Genomic DNA, 25440 nt, shown 5'->3' on the forward strand with positions numbered 1-25440 from the left:
GACCGCTGCATCCCACGGCAAAGGTAACGGAATGGATCCTCGGGTCTGCGCGCGTCGCTTCGCTCCTTGCTCCGCCCTGGAATGACGATGCTGAGGTGCTTCGGCCAATGTCCGCGGCAGTGTGTTGCTTCGAGCTAAAAATTGAATCGGAGAAACACGTTAGCTGTCTATGCGCAACACTTGGTTCAACAACCTCGATCAGCGATTCAAACGAAAGGAAACACCATGGCCACCACAAAACTCCTCAGCGATGCCGAGGTCGAAAAGATCCCGGCGGTGAAGGCCGTGTTCGACGATATCCGGGCGACGCGAAAATCCGACTTCGTCAACAATTTCTGGCGCGGGCTGGCCAATGATCCGGCGGCGCTGAAGCGGGTGTGGGAGCAGCTCAAGGCGGTGATGGTCGCCGACAGCGCCATCGATCCGCTGACCAAGGAAATGATCTATATCGCGGTCTCGACCGCCAATGGCTGTTCCTACTGTGTCCACTCGCATACCGCCGCCGCACGGGCCAAGGGCATGACCGACGCGCAGCATGGCGAGCTTGTGTCGATCATCGGGCTTGCGGGACAGACCAACCATCTGGTGACGGCAATGCAAATCCCGCTCGATCCGCAATTCGAGGTCAAGTGAAGCGCCAGCTTCTCCTTCTCCCACAAGGGGAGAAGGAAAAGCCGCACTACACCGGCCGATAAACCTTTTCCGCCGTATTCCAGAAAATATCCGCCTCGGCCGCCGCGCCATGTTTCGCCACCGCCGCGCGGTGCGCCTGGATCAGCTCGGCGTGACTGGTCCAGAGCTTCTCGATCGGGAAGTTCGAGCCGAACATCAGCCGGTCGCTGCCGAGAATTTCGACCGCGTTGTCGACGATGTAGGCGATGAGCTCCGGGTCGTTGCGGTGGACGAAGGTGCCGAGCCCCGAAAGCTTGGCGTAGAAATTGGGCGCCACTGCCAGCGTGCGCAGGCCCGCCTTCCACGCTTCGGTGGTTTCCGGCTCCATGCCGGTCAGCATGCCGGCATGGGTGAGGATGAAATTCGTCTGAGGGTTTTCGCCGACTAGTGTCAGCCCGTCCTTCATCTGCGCGGGAAAGAGCTGCAGGTCAAAGGAGAGGCCGTAATCCTTCAAACGCGCCACGTTCTTCCGCACTTTCGGATCGATCACCTGGTCAGCCGAAGCGGCGAAACGGAAGGCGGGCGTCTCGTGCCAGTGGAGCTGCATGCGCACGCCGCGCAGCAGCGGATACTTTTTCAATCGGTCGATCTGCGGGCGGACGTCGTCGACCGTCATGTCGGCATAGCCGACGATGGCATGCGGCCAGCCGGTTTCTTGCGCCGTCTTCTGCAGGAACGCGACCTCCTTTTCGAAATCCTCCTTGGCCCAGTTCGTCTGGACATAGACGGCCTTCTCGACGCCCGAGCCTTTCTGGTCCTCGAGAAACTCCGTGATCGGATAGTCACGGCGGATCGGCTCGTAGGGGCCGAAGATGCGCGGCACCATCGGTCCGACCAGCCAGGGCTGGTCCTTCTGGCGCCAGATGTGGAAATGCGCGTCGATGGCTTTCTGCATCACGATATCCTTTTCCAGATGGAAGCGGCCGCAGGCGCAGGACGGGCGAGCGACAGGATGAAATCAGTCAGACTCTTGACCGACGAGCCGTCGACCAGATCGTCAAGCGCCGGCAAGATGGCGCGGAGCGCCGCAGTTTCCGGGCGGAAGCGCGGATCGCCGGCGAGCGGGCTCGCCAGCGACAGCCGGAAGGCGCGGGCGCTCAACCGCCGCATCGCGATCTCCAGCTCGGCATGGCTGCCGCGTTCCAGTCCGTCGGACAGGATGACGATGCAAGCGCCGCGCGCGAAGGCGGAAAAGCGCGGGACCGACAGGAAGGCGAGCAAGGTCGGGCCCATGCGCGTGCCGCCATCCCAATCATCGACGAGTGCTGCGGCGCGGGCGAGCGCCTGCTCGTGGTCGCGGATGCGCAGCGCGGAGGTGATGCGGGTGAGCCGCGTGCCGAAGGTGAAGACTTCGGCGCGGTCGGCGCCTTGCACCGCCGCGTGCGCCAGCTTGAGATAATCGGCGGTGTGCAGCTTCATCGAGCCGGAGACATCGATGAGCAGAAGCAGTTTGCGCGATACGGCCTGCCGGCGGCGCAGCAGCGGCGAGGGGATGTCGCCGTCGGCACTGACGATTTCGCTGAGCGAACGCCTGAGGTCGAGCGTGCCGCGCGAACGCGTGCGCATGGTGCGGAAGGAACGGCGCGCGGGGAGGGCGGAGGCGAGCTTGCGGCGGAACTGGCCAAGGCCATCGGGATCGCGCTGGAAATCGCGGCTGCTCAATTGCTCGAGCGCCGAGGACAGCTCACCGCCTTTCTCCTGGCGGATGGTTTGCTTCTCTTCCTCGCGCGTGCCGCGATCGTCCTTGACGCGGGTCTCGTCGTCCTTCTCGCCTTCGATCGAAGGCTTGGCGTCGCGGTAGAAATGGGCGCGGAAATGCGCTTCGAATTCGTCGCGGCGATCGGGCGAGGGCGCAAGCGTCGCGAGCGCTGCTTCGCGGATGTCGTTCATCGAGCGCGGGCCGAGCAGGGTCACGGCCTGCATGAAGCTGGTGATTTGTTCGGGCGCGATGGCGAAGGCGTGATGGCGCAGCAAGCGGGCGAAGCCGAGGAACGGCGCGGCGGCACGAGGCAGGTTTTCCGGACGCCTCATTCCTTCGCGCCCCCCTCTGTCCTGCCGGACATCTCCCCCTCTAGGGGGGAGATTGGCAGCTTGGGCGCTCTGCTCAATCCTGCGAAGTCGAAGATTGGCGAAAGCCGCCGTGACGTCTGATCTCCCCACTTGAGGGGGAGATGTCCGGCAGGACAGAGGGGGGTGCTGTCCCGCCAGCGCTGGAAGATCGGCAGGCGATCCCTAAAACGCATCACCCTAGCGCCTCCTCGACAATCCTCCCCAGTTCCGGCGCGATCGCCGACAAATCCTCCTCGTCCTTGATCAGCACGCCGATGGCGCAGCGGAAGGCTTGCGGCCACGGGGTGCCGCCTTTTTCGAGGATGGTAGCGGCATTCGCCCATTCGACCGCTTCGGCGATGCCGGGCGGCTTGGCTAGCGGACGCGCGCGGATCTCCTGCACGGCATTCGCCACCGCTTTTGCCGTCGCTTCCGCAACATGGCCCGCGCGCAGCATGATGATCTCGGCCTCGCGCTGGACGTCGGGATAGCCGATCCAATGATAGACGCAGCGGCGGCGCAGCGCCTCGGCCAACTCGCGCGTGCGGTTCGAGGTGAGGATGACGATCGGCTGCGTGGCGGCGCGGATGGTGCCACGTTCGGGAATGCTGATCTGGAAGTCGGAGAGGAATTCGAGCAGCAGCGCCTCGAACTCGTGATCCGAGCGGTCGATCTCGTCGACCAGAAGAACGCGCTGCTCCGGCGCTCGCAGCACCTGCAACAGCGGCCTGGCGATCAGGAAGCGGTCATCATAGATGTCGATCTCGTGCTCGCCGGCATGGCGGATGGCGAGCAACTGCCGCTGGTAGTTCCACTCGTAAAGCGCATGCCCGGCGTCGATGCCTTCATAGCATTGCAGCCGCACCAGCTCGCGGCCAAGCAGTTCGGCCACCGCCTTGGCGGCCTCGGTCTTGCCGACGCCCGGCGCGCCTTCGAGCAGCAGCGGCTTGCCCAGGCGGATCGCGAGGAAGATCGCCGTCGCAAGGCTGTCGTCGGCCAGATAGCGCGAAGCGGCAAGGCGCGCGGCGATCGCTTCCGGCGAAGCCGCGACAGCAACGGCGTCGGGGTTTGCCATCTTCCCCTCAGCCCGCGGCCTGCGCCTTCAGCGCGCGCAGGATGCGCTCGGGCGTGATCGGCAAGGTGTCGATGCGTACGCCGACGGCGTCGAAGACGGCATTGGCGACGGCCGGGATCTGCGGGTTGGCGCACATCTCGCCCGGACCCTTGGCGCCGAACGGCCCATCGGCAGAAGGACGCTCCAAGACGATGATCTCGGTCTCGGCGAGGTCACCCGGGCCCGGCATCAGATACTGGTTGAAGTCGGTGCCGCCATGGTCGCGGCTCGGATAATAGGGTTCGGTCGTTTCGTAGAGCGCATGGCTGATGCCCATCCACGAGCCGCCGACCAGTTGCTGCTCGACCATCTTCGGGTTGAGCGCACGGCCGATCTCGAAGACGTTCTTCACGGTGAGCACCGTGACCTCGCCGGTCTCGTCGTCGACCTCGACCTCGGCCACCGTGCAGGCATGGGCGTAGCAGGTGGAGGGCTTCATCGCGCCGGTCTCCTTCTCCGGGTAGGAGCGCGGAATGAGAAACATGCCGCGCCCCGAGATGGAGCGGCCGCGCTTGAAATGCGCCGACAGCGCCACGTCGAAGATCGAGATCGATTTCTGCGGCGCGCCCTTCACCTGTATGTTGCCCTCACCGTCGGTCTCGAGGTCGGATGCATTCACCTCCAGCTCCTCGGCCGCCACTTCCAGCATGACCTGGCGCGCCTCCTTGGCCGCCTGGATGACGGCGTTGCCGGCGCGGTGCGTGCCGCGCGAGGCGAAGGTGCCCATGCAGTGCGGGCCAGTGTCGGTGTCGGCGGTGTCGATGACGACACGGTCGGTCGGCACGCCGATCGTCTCGGCGCAGATCTGCGCCATGATCTGCTTCATGCCCTGGCCCAGATCGACACTGGACAACGTCACCATGAAGTTGCCGGTCGGGGTCGAATGGACCAGCGCCTGGGTCGGGTCGCCGCCAAGATTCATGCCGGTTGGATAGTTGATCGCGGCGACGCCGCGTCCACGCCGGATCGCCATCTCAGGCTCCCTTCCTGTAGGAGGACATCGCCATGTACTTTTCCGCCACCGGCCAGTTGGCGACGCGCGAGGCCTCCTGCATGCATTCGATCAGCGCCGCACCCTCGGTCGGCTGGCGATGCGCCTTCATGTCGCCGTCGCGATAGGCGTTGATGAAGCGGAATTCGAGCGGATCCATGCCGATCAGCCTCGCCAGCTTGTCCATCTGCACCTCGAGCGCGAAGTCGCCGATGGTGACGCCGAAGCCGCGCATGGCCGACGAAGGGGTGCGGTTGGTGTAGACGCAATAAGTGTCGATCCAGACATTCGGGATCGTATAGGGGCCTGGATAGTGGGCCGCGCCCTTCTGCGCGCCATAGGGCGAGTGGCGCGAATAGGCGCCGGCGTCGGTATAGCCGGTCACCTTGCGCGCGACGATGCGGCCGTCCTTCATGACGCCGTCCTTGATGATCACCTTCTCGGCGGCGCGCGGCGAGGAGATCTGCATTTCCTCCTCGCGGCTGTAGATAAAACGGACCGGGCGTCCGGTTAGCTTGGCCGCGAGGATGGCGATCGGCTCGACGATGACGTCGACCTTGCCGCCGAAGCCACCGCCAACGGTGCCGCCGACGAAATGCAGCTTCGAGCCCGGCATCTGCAGGATGATCGAGGCGTTGTCGAGGGTGAAGAACATCGCCTGCGTGTTGGTGTAGCAGGTGAAGCGGTCATTGCCTTCCGGCGCCACCACGCAGCCCGTGGTTTCGGTCGGCGCGTGCTCGATCGGCGAGGACTGGTAGGACTGTTCGAGAATGTGGTCGGCCTGGGCAAAGCCTGCCTCGACATCGCCGAAGCGCACCTTGCGGCATTCGCCGCTGTCATAGAGGTAGTAATTCTGGCCGTGATATTCGTTGACCAAAGGCGCGCCGGGCTTCAGCGCTTCTTCCATGTCGAAGACGGCCGGCAACACATCATAGTCGACCTTGACCTTGGCGGCGGCTTCCTGCGCGGCGCGCTCGGTCTCGGCCAGCACCGCCACCACGGCCTCGCCCTTCCAGCGCACCTTGCCGTCGGCGAGCACGGTTTCGTCCTCGGGCCCGATCTGGATCAGGATCAGGATGGTGTAGACATTGTGCGGCACATCCCTGGCAGTCAGCACCTTGACGACGCCCGGATGCTTTTCCGCTTCCGACGTATCGATCGAGCGGATGCGGGCATGGTGGTGCGGGCTGCGCACCATCTTCAGATGCAGCATGCCCGGGAAGTTGCGGTCGGCGAAATAGGCGGTCTTGCCGGTGACGTGGCCGGGCGAGTCGAGCCGCGGGCGGCCCTGTCCGATCTCGTGCAGGCCGTCCTTGCGGACATCGGCGAAATAATCCTTGCGCAGTTCCATGGCTCGTTCCTTCAGGCGGCGTTCTGCGAGTTGGCGCGCGCCGCAAGCAGCACCGCCTGGATGATCGGCTCGTAGCCGGTGCAGCGGCAGATGTTGCCGGACAGCGCCTCGACCACATCCTCGCGGCTTGGGTTGGGTGTGCGGTCGAGAAGCACTTTTGCGGCCATGATCATGCCCGGCGTGCAGAAGCCGCATTGCGTTGCGAAGGCATCGAGGAAGGCGCGCTGCAGCGGATGCAGCACACCGCCTTCGGCAAGGCCGGCCGTCGTTTTGATGTCGGCGCCGCCGCAGGTCTCGGCCAGCGTCAGGCAGGAGAGCCGCAATTCGCCATCGATGATGACCGAACAGGCGCCGCAGGTGCCCTGGTGGCAACCCCCCTTGGGCGAGGTGTCGCCGATCTTGTCGCGCAGCGCATTGAGCAGCGTCGTGCCGCTTTCGACGAACTCGGCTTTTTCGGAGCCGTTGAGTGTGAATTGAACCGGAACCTTCGCCATTCTTCCTCCCTGCGCGCCTGCCCGGATCGGCCGGACAGACGCGCGTCCCCCACGAATATTAGTCAAGCAGCAGCCGGCCGAGATGGACCGGCAGAACCTCGGCGCGATACCAGGCGCTGGCGATCGGGTCGGTGATCGGCGCGATGCCTTCGCTCGCGGCGGTCAGGGCCGGCGCGATCTCCTGCGGGGTGAGCTTGCAGCCGAGCAGCGCCTTTTCGGCCGCTAAAGCGCGCATTGGACGATCGGCCATGCAGCCCAGCGCGATGCGCGCCGAGGTCACCGTGCCGTCCGATGCGAGCTCCAGAAGCGCGGCGATGCTCAGCACGGACACACCCTTGGGCTTGACCCGCGATACTTTCAGGAAGCGGAAGCTCTCGGCTTTAGGCAATGAAAAGCCGACAGCCGAGACGATGGCGCGGCTGGCATCACGGCCGACCAGGAAGGTCTTGATCGGCACTTCGCCGTCTTCGGTGAAGACGGTCGCGTCCAGCGCCAGCAGCGCCACCGCGAAATCGCCATAAGGGGCAGGGGCGAACAGATTGCCGCCGACGGTCGCCATGTTGCGGATCGCCGGCCCGCCGACGGCGCGCGCGGCCGGCGCAAGCGCGGCGAGCTCGGGATGGCGGGCAATCGCGGCCATGGTGACCGAAGCGCCGAGCCGGACCTTGCCGCCGGAAACCGCGATCTGCGAGAGGTTGGGATCGTTGACGCGGATCAGGTTGGAGACGGCAACGTCGCCTTCATTGGCCGCGCGGACGACAAGCGTGCCACCGCCGAGATAGCGTGTCCCAGCGGCCTGCAAGGCGGCATTGGCGTCTTTCACGCTCGAAAAAGTCTGCAGCGCAAGCGACATGGCGCGCTCCCGTCAGCTCTGGCCGGCGAAATGGGCCTTCAGGGCGTTGAAACCGCCCTGGAAGACGTTGGCGCCCATGCCCTCGGCCAGCTTGTCGGCCTCTTCGGGCGCTGCGTCGAAGCTCGCTGTCCATTCGGCATAGGTGCGGTTGCCGTCGGTGACGCGCCGCAACTGCAGCGTCGCCTTGTGATTGGTGAGCGGCTGCGGCGTCTCGAGGAGCGAATAGCTGACCAGGAAGTTCTCATCCGAGAAATCGAGCAGCTTCTCGCGCAGCCGCGCGCCGCTGACCAGTTGGAAGTTGCGCACGCAGCCGATCGCGGTGGCGTCCTTGCCGTCCTCGATATGGCTTTCCACCATGCGCGGATGCCAGCTGGGCAAACCGTTGAAGTCGCGGATGCGCGCCCAGACCTGCTCGACCGGCGCGTCGATGACGCTGGAAATGGTGACTTTCGCCATAGACTGGTTCCCTTGCAAAGATCGGGAGCAGGCTAGAGCGGCCGACGGGCCGGCGCTTATCAATGCGTCTTGAGCGCGTATCAACCAGTCGGAAAATGCGGCGACGGATCAGCCTGCAAAGGCGCTCACGACATGGCCTGAGCGGCTTCGCGGTAGAGCGTCGGCGGCACGCCGACATGGTCGCGGAAAAAGCGCGAGAAATTGCCCTGGGTGGTAAATCCGAGATTGCAGGCAACGGAGATCAGCGGTTCCTGCGACCACTGCAGCTGGCGCACGGCTTCCTCCATGCGCAGCGTGTTCCAGTAGACGTTCGGCGTAAGGTTGGTCTGTTCCTTGAAGAGCGCGAAGAAATGCGGCCGTGAGAGCCCGACCGAACGAGCCACGTCGTCGAACGAGATGCGCTCGCAGACATTGGCCTTCATCAACTGGATCGCCTTGCGGACACGGAAGTCGAGCATAGTGTTGATGCGCGCGCGGACTACCTGTGGCGCCGAAGCATCCGCCGCGTCGAGAACGCTGTCGATGAAACGCTCGATCTCGTAGTTGGCCACGTCGTCGATGCTCTCATTGTCGGCCAGGTGATCGAGCAGGTTCGCCGCCGCTTGGTGCAGCCAGGGCTCCAGCGTGATCGCCGCTTGCGCGAACAGCGGCGCGGAGGAGGGCAGGTCGCGGCGCCGGCGCGCCCAGTCCGGGTCGATGTAGAAGGCGAGGAACAGGCCGGGCTTACCGTCGCGGGAAAGGGCGTGGCTGTGCGGCTGGAACGAGTTGATGCCGGCCGCGGTGCCAGGCCCAAGCCGCACCGTCTCGCGGCCGATGGTCATTTCGCCTGCCGTGCCTTCCAGCCAGATGATGAGATGGGCCTCGCCATGGGCATGGGTGACGAAGTCGTTGGCGACATTCAGCACGGAAACATGTCCGAACCGGCCCCAGTAGAGCCTGATCGCGTCCGTCATGGCTATCGTTCCTCCCGCAGGCGACTGGCCTCCCTTCGCCTGCCGGGGAATAGTGCGGCTGGGGTGAGGCTGCGTCAAGACAGGCAGGAATGGTGGCCATCTCGCATCGCCCGTCCGGACTCGATTTTCAGACTGGGCGATAGGCGCGGCTTTCCCTTCTCCCTTTGTGGGAGAAGGTGTCGCCGAAGGCGACGGATGAGGGGTGCTCCAGGGAAAGCCAGCGTCTCACTCCGGTGGAACACCCCTCATCCGTCTCGGCGCTATCGCGCCGATCCACCTTCTCCCACAAGGGGAGAAGGCGAGGCGGCGCGCTTCAGTCACTACGCCTGAAATTGCGGATGCGGTCGAACAGAACCGCCAGGATGATCGCGCCGCCGATAAAGGTGCCTTGCCAGAAGGCGTTGATGCCGAGCAGGCCAAGGCTGTTGCGGATCACCTCGATGAGGGCGGCGCCGACGACGGCGCCGAGCGCGGTGCCGACGCCGCCGGCGAGATTGGCGCCGCCGATGACGGTGGCGGCAATCACCTGCAGCTCCATGCCGTTGCCGAGATTGGTGGTGACGGCGCCCAACCATCCGGTCTGGATGATGCCGGCAAGCCCTGCCGACAGCGCCGAGATCATGTAGACGACGACCTTGATCTGCTTGACGGGAACGCCGGTCAGCGTCGCCGCATGCTCATTGCCGCCGATGGCGAAGATGTGCCGGCCGAATTTGGTCCAGCGCAGGATGAAGCCGGTGATCGCCGCCAGGAGGATCATGTAGAGCACCGGATTGGCGATGCCGAAAACCCAGGCGCCGCCGCCCAATGACAAAAGCTTCTGGTGGTCCGGCCCGAACTGGAACACCACGGTGTTGTTCGAGGCGACCATGGCAAGGCTGCGCGCCACCGACAGCATGCCGAGCGTGACCACGAAAGGCGGGAAGCCGAGATAGGCGATGAGCAGGCCGTTGAAGGCGCCGATCGCAAGCGCGGTGGCGATCGAGGCCAGGATGCCCACCTCGATCGAATAGCCGGCATGCATGGTGACGGCGAGCACCATCGAGGATAGGCAAAGCACCGAGCCGACCGAAAGGTCGATGCCGCCGGTAATGATGACGAAGGTCATGCCGAGCGCGACGATGGCGACGAAGGTGATATTGCGCGTGATGTTAAAGATGTTCTTCGACGTGGCGAAGGAATCGGTGGCGACGGACAGGAACAGGCAGGCGAGGATGACCGCGATCACCACCCAGAAAGTCTGGTTGGCAAAGAGCCGCGACAGGAAGGTGTGCTGCTTCTGCGCGATCGTCTGGTCAAGTGTGACTGCCATTATCGACCTTTCCTGAGGCGTGGACGCCCGATCCACGCGACTACGCAACCTGTTCGATGGCGCCGGTGATCAGCCCGGTGACTTCCTCGGGCGAGCTCGAGGCGATTTTCTTGTCGGCCACCTTGCGGCCGCGCCGCATGACGATAACACGGTCGGCGACGTCGAACACGTCGGGCATGCGGTGGCTGATCAGCACCACGGCGATGCCCTGATCACGCAGGTGGCGGATGAGATTGAGCACTTCGGCGACCTGCCTGACCGAAATCGCCGCCGTCGGCTCATCCATCAGCACGATCTTGGCCTGCGACAGCATGGTGCGGGCAATCGCCACCGCCTGGCGCTGGCCACCCGACATCTGCTTGACGAGGTCGCGCGGCCGCGTCTCGGATTTCAGCTCGGCAAAGAGCTGGCCGGCACGCTTGTACATAGCGCCATAGTCGAGAATGCGCAGCGGACCGAAGCCGCGGCGCAGCTCGCGGCCGAGATAGACGTTGGCCGCGGCGGTCAGGTTGTTGCAGAGCGCAAGGTCCTGGTGGACGATCTCGATGCCGTGCTGGCGCGCATCCGCCGGCTTGTGCATGACAAGGTCCTTGCCCTCCAGCCGCATGGTGCCGTGGCTCGGGTGGAAATTGCCAGCGATCATCTTCACCAGCGTCGACTTGCCGGCACCGTTGTCACCCATCAGGCCGACGACCTCACCAGCTTCCAGCGAAAACGATACATCGTTGACCGCCTGGATGGCGCCGAAATGCTTCGAGATGTTGGCGAGTTCCAGAACCGACACCAGCCTTAAGCCTCCCCGTTGTTGGCGCAACTGGCCACCGAACCCGGCGGCGGCGCTTGCGTCTCGCCCCGTCCATCTCCTCCCGAACGGTGCGTCCACGCATTTAGGCAAAAGCGGACGGGGGCGTCAATCAATTGTCTGACGATTAATTTCGAGACTCGACGAAAAATCGGTTTTGTAGGACAAATAGCAATTGACGCTGGCGAAAAGCCGATATTAGCTAAGCTTCGGAACAAGACTTTGCCAATCGTCCGTCTATCCGGCGGAGGCAGGCAGATGGTTTGAGGGTAAAGGATTCGGCTGCATCGGTATTCGGGCGGACGGATCGGCAAATGCTTATCAGCCCGGCGCGGGGCGCGAACATCATGAGATGCTCGTCGTGGTTCTTGTGTATCCGGGTTGATCAGTGTGGCGGGCACGCGGTGTCCGTCTGTTTCAAGGGAGGACTGACATGAGGAAAACACTTTTGCTTGCCGCCGTCGCCGCCATGGCGTTGGGCGCCGGGCCGGCTTTGGCCAAGAAACAGCTCGTCATCGTTGTGAAGGGTCTCGACAATCCGTTCTTCGAAGCCATCCATCAGGGCTGCGAGAAGTGGAACAAGGAAAACGCCAGCTCGGAATATGAATGCTTCTACACCGGCCCGGCATCGACTTCCGACGAGGCCGGCGAGGCGCAGATCGTGCAGGATATGCTGAGCAAGCCAGACACGGTGGCGATGGCGATCTCGCCGTCGAACGCGCCGCTGATCGCGCAGACGATCAAGAGCGCCAATCCGTCGATCCCGATCATGACGGTCGACGCCGACCTTGCCAAGGAAGACGCCGCCCTTCGCAAGACCTATCTCGGCACCGACAACTACCTGATGGGCAAGAAGATCGGCGAGTACATCAAGAAGGCCAAGCCGAATGGCGGCACGATCTGCACGATCGAGGGCAATCCGGCGGCCGACAACATCCTGCGTCGCGCGCAAGGCATGCGCGATGCGCTGACCGGGAAGGAAGGTCTTGCAGCACTTGCCGGCGAAGGTGGCTGGACCGAAGCTCCCGGCTGCCCGGTGTTCACCAATGACGACGGCGCCAAAGGCGTGCAGGCGATGACCGACATCCTCGCCGCCAACCCGAAGCTCGACGCCTTCGGCATCATGGGCGGCTGGCCGCTGTTCGGCGCGCCGCAGCCTTATCGCGACCTGTTCAAGCCGATGGCCGACAAGATCGCCAAGAACGAGTTCGTCATCGGCGCCGCCGACACGATCGGCGACGAGGTGGCGATCGCCAAGGAAGGCTTGGTGACCGCGCTGGTCGGCCAGCGGCCTTTCGAGATGGGCTACAAGGCGCCGGCAGTGATGCTCGACCTCATCGGCGGCAAGAAGGTCGACGATCCGGTCTTCACCGGCCTCGACGAATGCACCAAGGAAACGGCCGACACCTGCATCCAGAAGTAGGCTCTGGCTCCATCCAGAAGTGTCAAAAAAGGGGCGCCCAGTGGGCGCCCCTATCCTTTTCGGCGCCTGCTCCCGCCGTCGAACAGGGCAGGGCGGCTCCCGCCTAAATCTTCTGCTTCACGCCGTCTTTCGAAGGCATCAGGTCGACGCCATTGAGCTTGCCGATATGCGTGGCGAGCATCGGCACATACTGTTCCGTGGGACCGGCGGCGAAGGCTGTCGCAAAGGAATTCTTGGTCGCGTTGCCCAGAGGATTGGCGATGCCGGCCGCGCCCGCCATCGATTCCAGATAGGTCAGGTCCTTGAAGGCATTGGCGATGGTGAATTTGTGGGCGTCGCGGTCGCCCTCCAGCGTCCAGCGCATGAAGGTCTGGTAGAAGCCGCAATCCATGCGGCCGTTGCGAATGACGCTGTCGAAGCGGGGCGGCGAGATGCCGACCTTCTCGGCCAGCGCCAGCGCCTCGGAATAGATCGCGGCGTAGCCCAGCGAGATGAAGTTGTTGAGCAGCTTCATGCGGTGGCCGTCGCCGGTATCGCCGATATGAACGATGCGGCCGGCCCAGGTCTCGAGCACCGGCTTCAGCCTGGCGAACACGGCGTCCGGCGCGCCGACCATGGCGTCGAGCGTGCCTTCCCAAGCCTCCTTCGGCGTGCGGCTGAGCGGCGCATCGACATAGTCGACGCCGAGCGCCTTGAGTTCGGCGGCCAGGGCCACTGTCGAGACCGGATCGGAGGTCGAGCAATCGACGACGACCGAGCCTTGTTTCAGGCCCTCCTTCAGCCCGTCGGGGCCGCGGATGATCGCCTCCACCTCGCGCGAGCCGGTGACGCAGATGAAGACGATGTCGGAGGCCGCGGCCACCTCCTTGGACGTGGCAACTTCCTTGGCGCCGCGTCCGGCCAAGTCTTCCGCCGGCTTGCGGTTCTTGCGACCGAGGAAGGTCAGCGGATAGCCCTTGTCGACGATGTTCTTGGCGATGCCGTGCCCCATCAGGCCAAGGCCGATGAAGCCGATGTTGTCGCGGGCAGCGGTGGTGCTCATGTCGTCTCTTCCCTGTCTTTCATGGTGATGGGCGGCCCGCGCGGCGGGCGATTGTCCAGAAGGTTTCCGCGGATCGCGGGTGGCGGGCGATCGCGGAATGTCATATTGTCTGACAATACACATAATTACCTAGCATTGTGGAGAGCAAAATGACGAAGCGGATCATGTTCACCGGCGGCAGCGGCAAGGCTGGCCGGCATGTCGTGGAATATCTGGTCGAACATGGCTGCCAGGTGCTCAACATCGACACCAAGCCGCTCGACAATCCGAAGGTGCGCACTTTGATCGCCGACATCACCGACAGCGGCCAGGTTTTCAACGCGCTGTCGAGCTATATGGGCCTGCACGAGTTCGACCCGTCGCTGAGGGCGCAGCCGGTCGACGCCGTGGTGCATTTCGCGGCGATCCCGCGCATCATGATCACGCCGGACAACGAGGTGTTCCGCATCAACGCGATGGGCACCTACAATGTCATCGAGGCGGCGGTGAAGCTCGGCATCCGCAAGGTTATCATCGCTTCCAGCGAGACGACCTACGGTCTTGTCTTCGCCAACGAGCCTCGCAATCCGACGCATTTCCCGCTCGACGAGGATTATGACGTCGACCCGATGGACTCCTATGCGCTGTCGAAGATCGTCAACGAGAAGACCGCGCGGGCTTTCGCGTTGCGCAGCGGCTTCGACATCTATGCGCTGCGCATCGGCAATGTCATCGAGCCGCATGAATATTCGCTATTCCCGAAATGGTTCGCCGATCCGGGTTTCCGCAAGCGCATCGCCTGGAGCTATATCGATGCGCGCGATCTCGGCCAGATCACCTTGCGCGCCATCGAGAAGGACGGCCTGGGCTATCAGGTGTTCAACGCGGCCAACGACGACACCTCATCGGACCTGCCGACGGCGGAGCTGTTGAGGCGCTTTTATCCGGGCGTGCCGGTCAAGGCCGAGCTTGGCGAATATGAGACGCTGCTTTCGAACCGCAAGGCGCGCGATGTGCTTGGCTTCCGGCCCGAGCACAGCTGGCGCAAATACGTCAAGACGGCGTGAGCCGGCGGCAAATGCCGGTTGATCTGTGCACATCCTCGCGCATTGCGGCAAAGCGGGCTTGCCCTGCTTGACAGCTTCTGAAAACGGGATTTTGTGGAACCATGCGGGACGCTAAGCCGAACAACGAAAAGAGGCCGACAAAAATGGTAGCGGCGGAGCGTCCGTCCGGCGTTCGCCGGGCCAACGCGTCACGCATCCCGGGCGCCAGCGTGCATGCTTCGCTTGCGAGTGAAATCGGCCTTCGGATCGTGCGCGGCGACTATCCGCCGGGCACCATCCTGCCCAATGAGGCCAAATGGTCGGAGACCTTCGACGTCAGCCGCTCGGCGGTGCGCGAGGCGATCAAGATGCTGATGGCAAAGAGCCTGCTGGCCTCGCGACCGAAGATCGGCAGCTGGGTCGAACCGAAGGAACGCTGGAACCTTCTCGACCGCGACGTGCTCGCCTGGTACGCGACCTCGCCGGACCGCGAGGTGTTCCTCAAGACCGTGCAGGAGTTCCGCCACATCATCGAGCCGGAGGCAACGGCCTTCGCGGCGATGCGGCGCACCCGCGAGCAGATGGCCGAGATCAGCCAGGCCTGTCGCGAGATGGGCGAGGCGACCAACCTGCAGGAGCGCACCCGGGCCGACACGCGCTTCCACCTTGCCATCCTCAGGGCTTCGGGCAACGACCTGCTGGTGCCGCTGGGCGTCCTGATCGAATCTGCCTTCGACCATCTCTTCACCTATACGACGCGCGAGCTCGACAATCTGCAGCACGCCCAGAAACTGCATGAGGCGATCGAACGCAGTATCCGCCTGCAAAGGCCGGACGCGGCGCGCAATGCGGTGCGAAAGCTGCTGGCCAATACCGACGAAGTGATCCGGTCGCGCTGAGGTCTTGTACCGGACCAGTTCGCCAGTACAGAAACTTTGACCGCTGCCCGTGCGTGCGTTGGCAGATCCCATGCCTTGGCGATTGGCCAAGACGCCTATCGCGGTCGTCATCCACGGGCGCAGCAAGGAGCGAAGCGACGCGCGCAGACCCGAGGATCCATGCCGTGACTTGGAAGCGCCGCGGCGGTCCAGAATTCTGCACCGTTGCACACTTCGGTCGATGTAACGGCATGGATTCTAGGGTCTACGCTCCGCTTCGCGTAGCTCCGCCCTAGAATGACGAGGTTGGGGGGCTTCAGCTCATCGCCAGCGTTTGCGCTGAACACCCCAAACGGATGCTGATAGCCTTGCCCGACAAGCCTGCAATCTTTCCAGATCCCTGTGTTGAGGAACTGGTGCTAGCGCTCCCAGCAACCCTTAATCCTGCTTTTCGCGACCGAAGGCGACACGCAGCTCGTCCTTCGCCTTTTCCAACACCTTCTTGCGCTCGTCAGGCAGATTCTTGCCGGCCCGGTTGATGTAGAAATTCAACATCGACATGGCGGATTGGAACGGCTCTGCCTTGCGGCGGTGGCTGTGCTCGGCCGAGCGCTTGAGCGAGGCGGCGATCTTCTTCGCGTCATCGGATTCGAAGACGTGCTCCTCGAGATCGAGGGCGTCGCTGTGTTCGGTCACGTCGGCCGACCATTTCTTCTTGGCGCTCATGACAAACTCCTTCCTTCAGAGAAACCCCATGAGGTGAGGCGGGTTCCCGGTTCTGGAGCCACGGATTTGCCGGTCGTGGCGCTGCTCGGCTCAGGAAATGGGCCGATAGTGCGCTCAAACGCGCGATCTCGAAGAAATCGCGAACAGGAGACGCCGTGACGACAATTCCAGGAAACGCGGCAAACAGCGCCGGCATCGATAGCTTCTATGCATGGACGCGGCTCGGGATCTCCTTGCTGCTGGCGACGATCGGCGGCGTCGGCATGTGGGCCGTAGTCGTGGTCCTGCCCGCCGTGCAGGCCGAGTTCGGCGTCGATCGTGCCGCCGCCTCGATGCCTTACACCGCTACAATGGTGGGATTCGCCGCCGGCAATGTGCTGGTCGGCCGCGCCATCGACCGTGTCGGTTACTGGATCCCGGCGCTGGTTTCCTCGATGGCCCTGGTTGCAGGCTTCGCGCTGGCGTCGCTCTCCACTTCGATCGTGCAATTCACGCTCGCCCAAGGCTTGCTCATCGGGGTGGGGACATCGGCGATTTTCGGGCCGCTGATCGCCGACATCTCGCACTGGTTCAACCGCCGGCGCGGCGTTGCCGTGGCTACGGCGGCGGCCGGCAGCTATCTCGCCGGAACGGTCTGGCCAGCAATCATACCGCCGCTGATGAAGGCGGAGGGTTGGCGCTTCACCTATGTGGCTATCGGCATCGCTTGTCTGGTGACTATGGCGCCGCTGGTCATAATGCTGCGGCGTCGCGCCCCGGTGGTCGTCGCAGGCTCGCCAGGCGCACGCCCGGTCCAGCCGATCTCATTGTCGCCGGCCGCCCTTCAGGCGCTGCTCGTCATAGCCGGTCTTGGCTGTTGCGTGGCGATGTCGATGCCGCAGGTGCATATCGTCGCCTATTGCATGGACCTCGGCTATGGTGTCGCCCACGGCGCCGATATGCTGTCGATCATGATGGCCGCCGGCGTCGTCAGCCGCCTTGTTTCCGGCTTCGTCGCCGACCGTATCGGCGGGGTGAGGACCTTGCTGATCGGTTCGGTGCTGCAGTGCCTGTCGCTGTTCTTCTACATTCCCTTCGACGGTCTTGCCTCGCTCTATGTCGTCTCGCTGGTGTTCGGCCTGTCGCAAGGCGGCATCGTGCCCTGCTATGCGATCATCGTGCGCGAGTACATGCCCGCCAAGGAGGCCGGCCAGCGCGTTGGCATCGTCATCATGGCGACCATTTTCGGCATGGCCATCGGCGGCTGGATGTCGGGCTGGATCTACGATCTCACCGGATCTTACGCGGCCGCGTTCCTCAACGGAATTGGGTGGAACCTGCTCAACATCCTGATGATGGTCGTGGTGTTCTGGAGGGCAAGGCGCAGCGGCGTCGTCATGGCCTGACGGCTCGCGCCGGCGCTTCTCCTGAAATGCCCTCAGCTTGACAACAAATCGCGGCTGCGCGACGCCAAGGGCAGGGAACGTGGTACAAGCCTGCGAGATGGCGACACCGGGGTCAATGGCATTGCAAGCGCGCAGCAGGCGGGATTTGACGCACGAGGCTCGCCCTTGACCAAGCCGCGCTCCCGTCGTGGCGGCGGCCGTCCGACCATTGCCGACGTGGCGCGCAAGGCCGGTGTCGGCGCGATCACCGTGTCGCGGGCCTTGCGTCAGCCCGGGCGGGTGTCGGAAGACCTTCGACGGCAGATACAGGCCGCGGTCGACGAGCTCGGCTACGTGCCCGACCCGAATGCCCGCGCGCTTGCCTCGGCGCGCGCCGAGGTGTTCGGCGTGCTGGTGCCATCGCTGACCAACAACGTCTTCGCCGAGGTGGTGCGCGGCATCTATGACAGTCTTTCCGACAGTCCGTTCCGCATCCAGATCGGCAACACCCATTATTCAGGCCTGGAGGAAGAGCGGCTGCTGCAGGTCTTCGGATCGCAACGCCCGGCGGCGCTGATCGTGGCCGGCATAGACCAGACGCCCAGCGCGCGACGACTGCTGGAGAATGCCGGCTGCCCGGTGGTGCAAGTGATGGAGACCGGGCCGGACCCGGTCGACATGATGGTCGGCTTCTCGCATCTCGACGGCGGCAGGACCGCCGCCGAACACCTGCTGCAAGCCGGATACCGCAAGATCGGCTTCATCGGCGCGCGGATGGATCCGCGTTCGCAGCGGCGCCTTGCCGGCTACCGCGCCGCGATGGAGGCCGCGGGCCTGTTCGACGCGCGGCTGGTCACCACAACGCCGGTGCCGTCAAGCGTGACGCTCGGGCGCGAGTTGTTCCGCGACGCGCTGGCCAAGATGCCGACGCTGGACGGCGTGTTCTGCAACAATGACGATATCGCGCTTGGCGTTCTGTTCGAATGCCATCGCGCATCGATCGACGTGCCGAAGCAGATCGGCATTGTCGGTTTCAACGATCTCGACATGATGCAGGTGTCGTTTCCTTCAATCACAAGCGTGCGCACCCATCGCTATGAAATCGGCACCCGTGCCGTCGCCATGGCGTTGTCGGCGATCGCCGGAAACCGGCCGGAACAGCGGATCGTCGATCTCGGTTTCGAGCTGATGCGGCGCGAGAGCACCGGGCGCTGACGCGGTACTGTTGGTTCCTTAAGATGATGCTTTACAGCCTGAGATGGTAGCGCTACCATTTGCATGCCGGTAAAGGCTCGGCGAGGCGGGAAGGCTGTTTATTATACATAAGCAACAGCTCGTACTTGTTTATTATGTATAATATGATAGTTTTCTAAATTGCCAGAGAGCTGAGGGGGACGAGGAGGATCTGGGCGGCGCGGCCGTCCTGTGTGGGTGTCTGGTTGGCCGGAGGGTTGCCGACCGTATCGCCAAAGATTCATAACAAGCAGAACTGCAACTGGGAGGAATATCGATGATCAAGTCACTCGTTGGCGGCGTCATTGCCGCCACCGCAATCGTCATGCTGAGTTCGTCGGCGATCGCCGGACCCGAGGTCGTCAAGGGGCCCGCGGCCGAGCCGGACTGCTTCGCGCCGTGGTCGGCCGACACGCAGTTTTTCAAGTATCCGAAGAAGGACGGTCCCTACCGCATCGCGCTTGCCAACGGCTACATCGCCAACACCTGGCGCATCCAGATGATCCAGACGGCCAAGGCTTATGCGGCGCAGCCGGATGTCGCCAAGAAGCTCAAGGAATTCAAGGTCGTGTCGACCGGCGAGGATGTGCCGGCGCAGATCTCGGCGATCAACAACTTCATCGATTCCGGCTTTGACGCCATCGTCGTCAACGCGCAGAACCCGACCGCGTTCGGGCCGGTCATCAAGCGCGCCAAGGAAGCCGGTGTCGTGCTGGTCGCCTTCGACAACATCCTCGACACCAAGGACGCGATCAACGTCAATGTCGATCAGAAGGGCCTCGGCGAGCTCTGGGGCAAGTGGCTGGTCGCGCATGTGCCGAACGGCGGCAAGGTGCTCGAGGTACGCGGCGTCGCCGGCACTTCGGTTGACACCGACCGCCACAACGGCATCCATGAGGTGCTCGACGGTTCCGGCAAGAAGTGGGCCGTCACCGAGGTGGTCGGCAAGTGGGATGACGGCGTGGCGCAAAAGGCCACGGCCGACGCGATCGCCACCAGCGGCCCGTTCGACGCCATCACCGGGCAGGGCGGCGACACCGGCATCGTGCAGGCGATGATCGACGCCAAGCATCCGTTCGTGCCGTTCGGCGGCGAGACGGAAAACGGCTTCCGCAAATTCTGCGCCGCGCATGCGGCCGACGGGCTGAAATGCTCGTCCGCCGGTACCGGCCCGGCCCAGGTGGCGGTTGCCATCAAGACTGCGATTGCCGCGCTCGAAGGCAATGTCGTGCCGCAATCGGTCAAGCTGCCCTTGGCCATCGTCGAGGATCCGAACTTCAAGGCGGGTCAGGATTTCTTCCCCGACCAGTCCGACAATTTCTTCGTCGGCAATTCCTTCCCGACCTGCGGCATCAATTTCACCGCGCAGGAAATCATGGGCCAAACCAAGGAAAACAAATAGTCTGACCGGACAGTGCCGCGGCGAGCCCGCGGCACTGTCTCCCCAATCAAAACCGGCCGGGAGGGCTGATGGACGGCACGGCTCCGCTCTTCCGCATGGAAGGCATATCCAAGCGCTATGGCGGCGTTCGGGCCCTGGAAAAGGCCGAGCTGACGGTCACCGCCGGCAGCATCCACGCCATCCTCGGCGAGAACGGCGCCGGCAAATCGACGCTGATCAAGGTCATGGCCGGCGTCGTGGCGCCGGATGAAGGGCGCATGACACTGGACGGAAGCGAGGTTACCTTCGCTTCGCCTGCCGCCGCCAACCAGGCCGGCATCGTCTGCATTTTCCAGGAGCTGTCGCTGATTCCGGAGCTCAGCGTCGCCGACAACATCGTCATTTCCAATCCACCCAAGCGTTTCGGCATGATCGACCGCAAGGCGCAGCGGAAGATCGCTGAGGAAGCGCTGGCACGCGCCGGCGCTTCCGACATTCATCCCCGCGCGCTGGTCAAGGACCTGCCGCTGTCGCGCCGGCAGATGGTGGAGATCGCCAAGGCGCTGGCTCGGAAGCCGCGCATCCTGATCCTCGACGAGGCGACCTCGGCGCTGACGGCGGCGGACGTCGCCAAGGTCTTCGAGGTGTTGAAACGGCTGCGCTCGGAAGGGCTGGCGCTGCTCTATATCTCGCACCGCATGAACGAGATCGCGGAACTCGCCGATCATTGCACGGTGTTCCGCAACGGCCGCAACGTCGCCAGCTACCCGGCCGGCTCGAAGAGCGACAATGAGGTGGTCGAGCTGATGATCGGCCGCGAATACAGCCACATCTTCCCGCCGAAACCCGCTTCCGCCCCGGCCGCTGCGACGGTGCTCGAAGCGCGCAATCTCTCCTGGGCCGACCGGCTGGACAATATCTCGCTGAGCGTCAGGGCAGGGGAGGTTGTGGGCCTGGGCGGTCTCGACGGGCAGGGTCAGCGCGAATTGCTGCTTGCCTTCTTCGGCGTGCTGCGCGGCCTGCGCGGCGAGGTGCTGATCGACGGCAAGCCGGTTTCGATCGCCAGTCCGACCGCGGCCAGCCACGGCCGCATCGGCATGGCGCTGATCCCCGAGGATCGCAAGACCGAAGGACTGATGCTGCCGATGACGGTGCGCGAGAACCTGTCGTTTGCAGCACTCGACCGGTTGTCCAAGGCCGGCATCATCGACCGCGCCGCCGAACAGCGCCTGATCGACGACATGGTCGGGCTGCTAGCGATCAAGACGGCGGGCCTGGACATTCCGGTCGGCGCGCTTTCCGGCGGCAACCAGCAGAAGGTGGTGATCGCCAAATGGCTGATGCGGCAGCCGCGCATCATCCTGCTCAACGATCCGACGCGCGGCATCGATGTCGGCACCAAGCAGGAGCTCTACCAACTGATGCGCAAGCTCGCCGATGCGGGTGCTGCGATCCTGTTCTATTCGACGGACTATGACGAGCTGATCGGCTGCTGCGACCGCGTGCTCGTGCTCTATGACGGCGCGGTCAAGCGCGAGCTGGTCGGCGCGGGGCTCACCGAGCACGCGCTTATCGCCAGCGCGCTCAACATCCACGGCGATGATGTCCGCATCGGGCAGGGAGAGCGCGCGTGAAGGATTGGCGCTACCGGCTGGCCGAACAACGCGGAACGCTTTTGGCCTTCGGCATCTTCATCGTCATGTTCGCCATTTACAGCGCGAACCATCCGGCCGGCTTCACCGCCAATGTCGTGCAGACGGCCGCCAACAAGGGCGTGCTGCTCGCCTTCGTCGCGATGGCGCAGACATTGGTGGTGATCACCGCCGGCATCGATCTGTCGGTTGGCATGATCTTCACGCTGACCAACTGCATGGCTTCATGGCTGGTGGTCGGCACCGGCCTGGAAACGGCGTTCGGCGTGCTGGCGGTGCTGGGCACCGGGCTCATCTGCGGGGCGGTCAACGGCGCCATCGTCATCTACGGGCGGCTGCAGCCGATCGTGGCCACCATCGCCACGGGCGCCGTCTATTTCGGCCTGGCCTTGCTTTTGCGCCCCGTTCCCGGTGGTTCGGTCAACGAGGACCTTGCCGATTTCCTGACCGGACGTTTCTTCGGCATCGTGCCGGCGAGCCTCGTGGCGCTGCTCGTCATCGTGCTTGTCGTCTGGGTGCCGTTCAGTCGCTCCGAACTTGGGCGCGCCGCTTATGCCGCGGGCTCGTCGGAGACGGCGGCCTACATGTCCGGGGTGCCGATCCGCAGAGGCAAGTTGCTGGCTTATACGCTTGCCGGCCTGCTTGCGGCGATCGGGGGACTGTTCCTGACCTTCTTCACCTATACGGGCGAGGCGGCCTATGCCAGCGGCAACGCCTACACGCTGTTTTCAATCGCCGCCGTCGTGCTCGGCGGCGTGTCGCTGTTCGGCGGCAAGGGCAGCGCCATCGGCGCGATCTTCGGCGCGCTTGCCTTTCGCACCATAGGCGACCTCTTATTCGTCTTCGATTTCGATCCGCTCTGGCAGCCGTTGTTCCAGGGCGTTATCCTGTTGATCGCGGTCAGCCTTGGCGCCTTCGCGCTGTTTCGGGTACGCAACCGGCTGGAGTGGTTCCTGTGAGCGAAACGACGCATGGCGGCATCATGGGCGGCATCGCCGGCCGCATGCCCAAATTCATCCGGCGCGCCGACCCGGCGGTGCTGACGGCCTTTGCCTGCATCGTGGTCCTGCTCCTGCTCGGCAGCCTCTATTCGCGCAACTTCCTGTCGCCGGAATATCTCCTGCAGCAGTTGAAGGTCGCGTCTTTCCTCGGCGTCATCGCCACCGGCATGATGCTGGTCATCCTGCTTGGCCAGATCGATCTTTCCGTGCCATGGGCCGTGGCCGCCGGCGCCATGATGGCCTGCGCGGCCGCGGCTTACGGGTCGGTCGGCGTTGCTCTCGCCATCCCCTTCGGCGTCCTGTGCGGCGTGGCGATAGGCATCGTCAACGGCATCGGTGTCGCCTATCTGCGCATTCCCTCGATGATCATTACTTTAGCCACCAATGCCGTGGCGCAAGGGCTGATGGTGGTCTACACAGGCGGCTTCTCGCCACAGGATTCGGCGACCGCCGCGATGCGCTACCTGGCAACCGGTTTCACCATCCCGGGCGTTCCCAATGCCGTCATCATCTGGGTGCTGATCGGCGCCGCGATGGTCTTCGCGCTGACCCGCACAAGCTTCGGCCGCGCCGTTTACGGCATCGGCAACCGTGAGCGCGCCGCCTACCTGTCCGGCATCGATACGCGTCGCATCGTCATGATCGCCTTCGCCGTCTCCGGCGGGCTGTCGGCCTTTGGCGGCGTGCTTCTGGCGGGCTATGCATCCAAGGCGGCGCAGTCCATGGGCGATGCCTATCTCCTGCCGTCGATCGCGGCGGTTGTCCTGGGCGGCACATCGATCCTGGGCGGGCGCGGCTCCTATCTGGGCACGGTGGCCGGCGTGATCCTGATCACGCTCCTGCAATCCATCCTCTCGGTCATGCAGATGCCCGAGGCCGGACGGCAGATCATCTATGGCATCGTCATCGTCGCCATGCTCCTGCTCTACGGGCGCGCGCCGGCAAGCCGCTGACCGTGGACGAGGCGCACGCAAGACCCAGATCCCGGAGCCTGGCATGAACGATCTTCGGACGGCGCCCGCCATCGTCGTCATGGGCGTTGCCGGCTGCGGCAAGACCGCCGTCGGCGAGGCGCTCGCCGAGGCGCTAGGCGCCGACTTCATCGAAGGAGACCTGCTGCATCCGCCGGAGAACGTGGCGCGCATGGCGCGCGGCGAGCCGCTGACCGATGCGTTGCGCGCGGGCTGGCTCGACGCCATAGGCGAGCGTATCGCGACCTCGGTTGCCGATGGGCGGAAGGCGGTGGCGGCGTGCTCGGCGCTGAAGCGAAGCTATCGTGACCGGCTGAGCCGCTTCTGCCCCGACACAGTCTTCCTCTATCTCAGGATCGATCGGGAGACCGCCTGGCGACGGGTCGCCGATCGCAAGGGCCATTTCATGCCCGCCAGCCTCGTCGACAGCCAGTTCGCCACGCTGGAAGAGCCTGCGGCGGTCGAACGAGCCGTGACGGTCGACGGAACGCGAAGTGTAGCGGGAATCCTGCAAGAGATCATCCGCTAGATCAGTTGGTAATCAGGCTTCGTCGTTGCCGATCGCGGCTTCGGCTGGCTGCTCGGTCAGCCGCACGGCGCTCGACCAGGCCATCATCTGCTCAGGACAGAGTTTGAGCGTCTCCAGCATCCGGTCGCGCTTCGACAGGATAAATCCCGCCTGAACGACGAGGTTCTTCCCTGTCATGTCCTTGGCAGGCGATGCTGGCGCCTCTGGAGTCGCGCTCAGTTCTTTAACGATCGCCCTATATTCGCGAAAGGGCACCGTCTCGATGGTCGCCATATGAAACAGCGCAGCGCCGGCGCGCGCGGCGAAGTTTGCCGGCGCCGAGGCGAGGTGGGTCCAGCCGCGCTCGCCCATGGCGGCCTCGGTGAAGGCGGAGCCGGCATAGACGGTGTTGGTCATCAGCACCACGCCATTTGCTTTCAGCACCTTCTGGATACGCGTGGTGACCTGATAGGCGTCGGTGCGCTCAAAGACGATCCGGCTTTTCAGGAAGCGGTTCTCGAGCCTGACCAGCGGCGGGTTGATCACGCGCAGGCCGAACATGCTCGGCGAGAAGCCGTGGTAGCGTGCGCTCACCTGATGGGCATCGACGCCGGCCTCATGCAGGGCGCGCTTGCCCATGATCGTCTGCGCCGTGAACTGGTCGCACCACACGATGGCGCCGCGCCCGTTGCGCAGGGCTTGTTGCAGAGCCTCGAGGCCTTCGAGTCGGATCGCCGGCGACCAGCGCCAGCCGGCGACGAGATGCGCCGCAAGCGTCAGCCGCCGGCGGTGAACGGCGGCGAGTTGCGCCTCGAACATGCTTTTCGTGTCGACGGCATCGCCGAGCACGGCCTTCACCGCGACGTCGTAACGGGCAAGCTCCTTGCGGAAGTGGCGCTTGCGCCTGAGCCTGGACACCCAGCCGCAGATCGAGCTCCACCAGGAGACCGGCAGCATCGCCGCGACGCCGAGATAGAAACAGGACAACAGGCTCTCGCGCGGATCCCGGTTGGTGAAGCGACGCAATTTGCCGGGGCGCACCACCTTGCGGCTGAAGAAGCGAACGGACTCGCCGCGCACCGGCACGTCGGCCGTGATCTCGGTATGATAGATGTCGTTCGACGATGGTTGCCGGCTGGCCTTACGGGAATTGCCAAGCCAAGGCAGCCTCATGCGTCAGAGCCCCGTT

The 25440-nt window shown here is 64.1% G+C and carries 25 protein-coding genes; 11 read left to right on the forward strand and 14 right to left on the reverse strand.

The features are described 5' to 3' along the window. Positions 1–225: 225 nt before the first annotated feature. Positions 226–633: a carboxymuconolactone decarboxylase family protein gene (locus tag LB515_RS25540; protein ID WP_224709358.1), complete on the forward strand. Its 408-nt coding sequence runs from the start codon at positions 226–228 to the stop codon at positions 631–633. A gap of 46 nt (positions 634–679) precedes the next feature. Here the strand turns inward: LB515_RS25540 and LB515_RS25545 are convergent, their stop codons facing one another. The 11 genes from LB515_RS25545 to LB515_RS25595 all read right to left on the reverse strand — a co-directional run bounded on the left by LB515_RS25545 (position 680) and on the right by LB515_RS25595 (position 11029). Beyond that, positions 680–1567 carry an amidohydrolase family protein gene (locus LB515_RS25545; protein WP_224709359.1) on the reverse strand — a complete coding sequence of 296 codons (888 nt, stop codon included), beginning with the start codon at positions 1565–1567 and terminating at the stop codon, positions 680–682. Then, positions 1567–2703 carry a vWA domain-containing protein gene (locus LB515_RS25550; RefSeq protein WP_224709360.1) on the reverse strand — a complete coding sequence of 379 codons (1137 nt, stop codon included), beginning with the start codon at positions 2701–2703 and terminating at the stop codon, positions 1567–1569. The genes LB515_RS25545 and LB515_RS25550 overlap by 1 nt, the downstream gene beginning before the upstream one ends. A 211-nt stretch (positions 2704–2914) precedes the next feature. Next, on the reverse strand, positions 2915–3796 hold the full coding sequence (locus tag LB515_RS25555; protein WP_224709361.1) for an AAA family ATPase: 882 nt from the start codon (positions 3794–3796) through the stop codon (positions 2915–2917). 7 nt (positions 3797–3803) lie between these two features. After that, positions 3804–4808, reverse strand: a complete 1005-nt coding sequence (locus tag LB515_RS28230) for a xanthine dehydrogenase family protein molybdopterin-binding subunit (protein WP_140727152.1) — start codon at positions 4806–4808, stop codon at positions 3804–3806. Position 4809: 1 nt separating this feature from the next. Next, the gene (locus tag LB515_RS28235; RefSeq protein ID WP_263490415.1) at positions 4810–6177 is read right to left on the reverse strand and encodes a xanthine dehydrogenase family protein molybdopterin-binding subunit; all 1368 of its coding nucleotides are present in this window, start codon (positions 6175–6177) and stop codon (positions 4810–4812) included. 11 nt (positions 6178–6188) lie between these two features. Beyond that, positions 6189–6671 (reverse strand): (2Fe-2S)-binding protein, encoded by a 483-nt coding sequence (locus tag LB515_RS25570; protein ID WP_224709362.1) that lies wholly within the window; start codon positions 6669–6671, stop codon positions 6189–6191. A gap of 58 nt (positions 6672–6729) precedes the next feature. Next, positions 6730–7524: an FAD binding domain-containing protein gene (locus tag LB515_RS25575; RefSeq protein WP_224544896.1), complete on the reverse strand. Its 795-nt coding sequence runs from the start codon at positions 7522–7524 to the stop codon at positions 6730–6732. Between the two features lie 12 nt (positions 7525–7536). Continuing rightward, entirely contained in the window at positions 7537–7980 is a 444-nt protein-coding gene (locus LB515_RS25580; RefSeq protein ID WP_224709363.1) for an SRPBCC family protein, read from the reverse strand. Positions 7981–8105: 125 nt separating this feature from the next. Beyond that, on the reverse strand, positions 8106–8933 hold the full coding sequence (locus LB515_RS25585) for an AraC family transcriptional regulator (protein ID WP_224544894.1): 828 nt from the start codon (positions 8931–8933) through the stop codon (positions 8106–8108). A 313-nt stretch (positions 8934–9246) separates the two neighbouring features. After that, positions 9247–10245 carry an ABC transporter permease gene (locus tag LB515_RS25590; RefSeq protein WP_095768908.1) on the reverse strand — a complete coding sequence of 333 codons (999 nt, stop codon included), beginning with the start codon at positions 10243–10245 and terminating at the stop codon, positions 9247–9249. A gap of 40 nt (positions 10246–10285) precedes the next feature. Next, complete coding sequence (locus LB515_RS25595) at positions 10286–11029, reverse strand: ATP-binding cassette domain-containing protein (protein WP_095768909.1); 744 nt, start codon at positions 11027–11029, stop codon at positions 10286–10288. Positions 11030–11480: 451 nt separating this feature from the next. On the opposite strand from LB515_RS25595, the gene LB515_RS25600 reads away from it, so the two are divergent. Then, on the forward strand, positions 11481–12470 hold the full coding sequence (locus tag LB515_RS25600) for a sugar-binding protein (protein ID WP_140838867.1): 990 nt from the start codon (positions 11481–11483) through the stop codon (positions 12468–12470). A gap of 103 nt (positions 12471–12573) precedes the next feature. Here LB515_RS25600 and LB515_RS25605 read toward each other — a convergent pair whose 3' ends face one another. Further along, on the reverse strand, positions 12574–13635 hold the full coding sequence (locus LB515_RS25605) for an NAD(P)-dependent oxidoreductase (protein WP_263490416.1): 1062 nt from the start codon (positions 13633–13635) through the stop codon (positions 12574–12576). Positions 13636–13661: 26 nt separating this feature from the next. Between LB515_RS25605 and LB515_RS25610 the strand changes: the two genes are divergently transcribed. Both LB515_RS25610 and LB515_RS25615 read left to right on the forward strand, forming a co-directional pair. Then, entirely contained in the window at positions 13662–14558 is an 897-nt protein-coding gene (locus LB515_RS25610; protein ID WP_224709365.1) for an NAD-dependent epimerase/dehydratase family protein, read from the forward strand. Between the two features lie 101 nt (positions 14559–14659). Continuing rightward, positions 14660–15436, forward strand: a complete 777-nt coding sequence (locus tag LB515_RS25615) for a FadR/GntR family transcriptional regulator (protein WP_224709366.1) — start codon at positions 14660–14662, stop codon at positions 15434–15436. Positions 15437–15853: 417 nt separating this feature from the next. Here LB515_RS25615 and LB515_RS25620 read toward each other — a convergent pair whose 3' ends face one another. Further along, the gene (locus LB515_RS25620) at positions 15854–16141 is read right to left on the reverse strand and encodes a DUF3175 domain-containing protein (RefSeq protein WP_224709367.1); all 288 of its coding nucleotides are present in this window, start codon (positions 16139–16141) and stop codon (positions 15854–15856) included. A 155-nt stretch (positions 16142–16296) separates the two neighbouring features. Here LB515_RS25620 and LB515_RS25625 point away from each other — a divergent pair, with 155 nt between their 5' ends. The 7 genes from LB515_RS25625 (at position 16297) to LB515_RS25655 (ending at position 24272) form a co-directional block, all read left to right on the forward strand. Continuing rightward, the gene (locus LB515_RS25625; RefSeq protein ID WP_224709368.1) at positions 16297–17526 is read left to right on the forward strand and encodes an MFS transporter; all 1230 of its coding nucleotides are present in this window, start codon (positions 16297–16299) and stop codon (positions 17524–17526) included. 165 nt (positions 17527–17691) lie between these two features. Next, positions 17692–18720 (forward strand): LacI family DNA-binding transcriptional regulator, encoded by a 1029-nt coding sequence (locus LB515_RS25630; RefSeq protein ID WP_224709369.1) that lies wholly within the window; start codon positions 17692–17694, stop codon positions 18718–18720. Between the two features lie 295 nt (positions 18721–19015). Beyond that, positions 19016–20140, forward strand: a complete 1125-nt coding sequence (locus tag LB515_RS25635) for a sugar ABC transporter substrate-binding protein (RefSeq protein WP_224709370.1) — start codon at positions 19016–19018, stop codon at positions 20138–20140. A gap of 68 nt (positions 20141–20208) precedes the next feature. Then, the gene (locus tag LB515_RS25640; protein WP_140839557.1) at positions 20209–21753 is read left to right on the forward strand and encodes a sugar ABC transporter ATP-binding protein; all 1545 of its coding nucleotides are present in this window, start codon (positions 20209–20211) and stop codon (positions 21751–21753) included. After that, positions 21750–22730: an ABC transporter permease gene (locus LB515_RS25645; RefSeq protein WP_224626361.1), complete on the forward strand. Its 981-nt coding sequence runs from the start codon at positions 21750–21752 to the stop codon at positions 22728–22730. The genes LB515_RS25640 and LB515_RS25645 overlap by 4 nt, the downstream gene beginning before the upstream one ends. 23 nt (positions 22731–22753) lie before the next feature. Continuing rightward, a complete protein-coding gene (locus LB515_RS25650; RefSeq protein WP_263481849.1) occupies positions 22754–23725 on the forward strand; it encodes an ABC transporter permease in 972 nt (323 codons plus the stop codon). Positions 23726–23768: 43 nt separating this feature from the next. Further along, positions 23769–24272, forward strand: coding sequence for a gluconokinase (locus LB515_RS25655; RefSeq protein ID WP_224709371.1), 504 nt, complete (start codon positions 23769–23771; stop codon positions 24270–24272). Positions 24273–24284: 12 nt separating this feature from the next. Here the strand turns inward: LB515_RS25655 and LB515_RS25660 are convergent, their stop codons facing one another. Beyond that, positions 24285–25424 carry a hypothetical protein gene (locus LB515_RS25660; RefSeq protein ID WP_224709372.1) on the reverse strand — a complete coding sequence of 380 codons (1140 nt, stop codon included), beginning with the start codon at positions 25422–25424 and terminating at the stop codon, positions 24285–24287. Between the last annotated feature and the right edge of the window lie 16 nt (positions 25425–25440).

Source organism: Mesorhizobium sp. CA15 (genome assembly GCF_020165215.1).
In the GTDB taxonomy this organism is placed as follows: Bacteria; Pseudomonadota; Alphaproteobacteria; order Rhizobiales; family Rhizobiaceae; genus Mesorhizobium.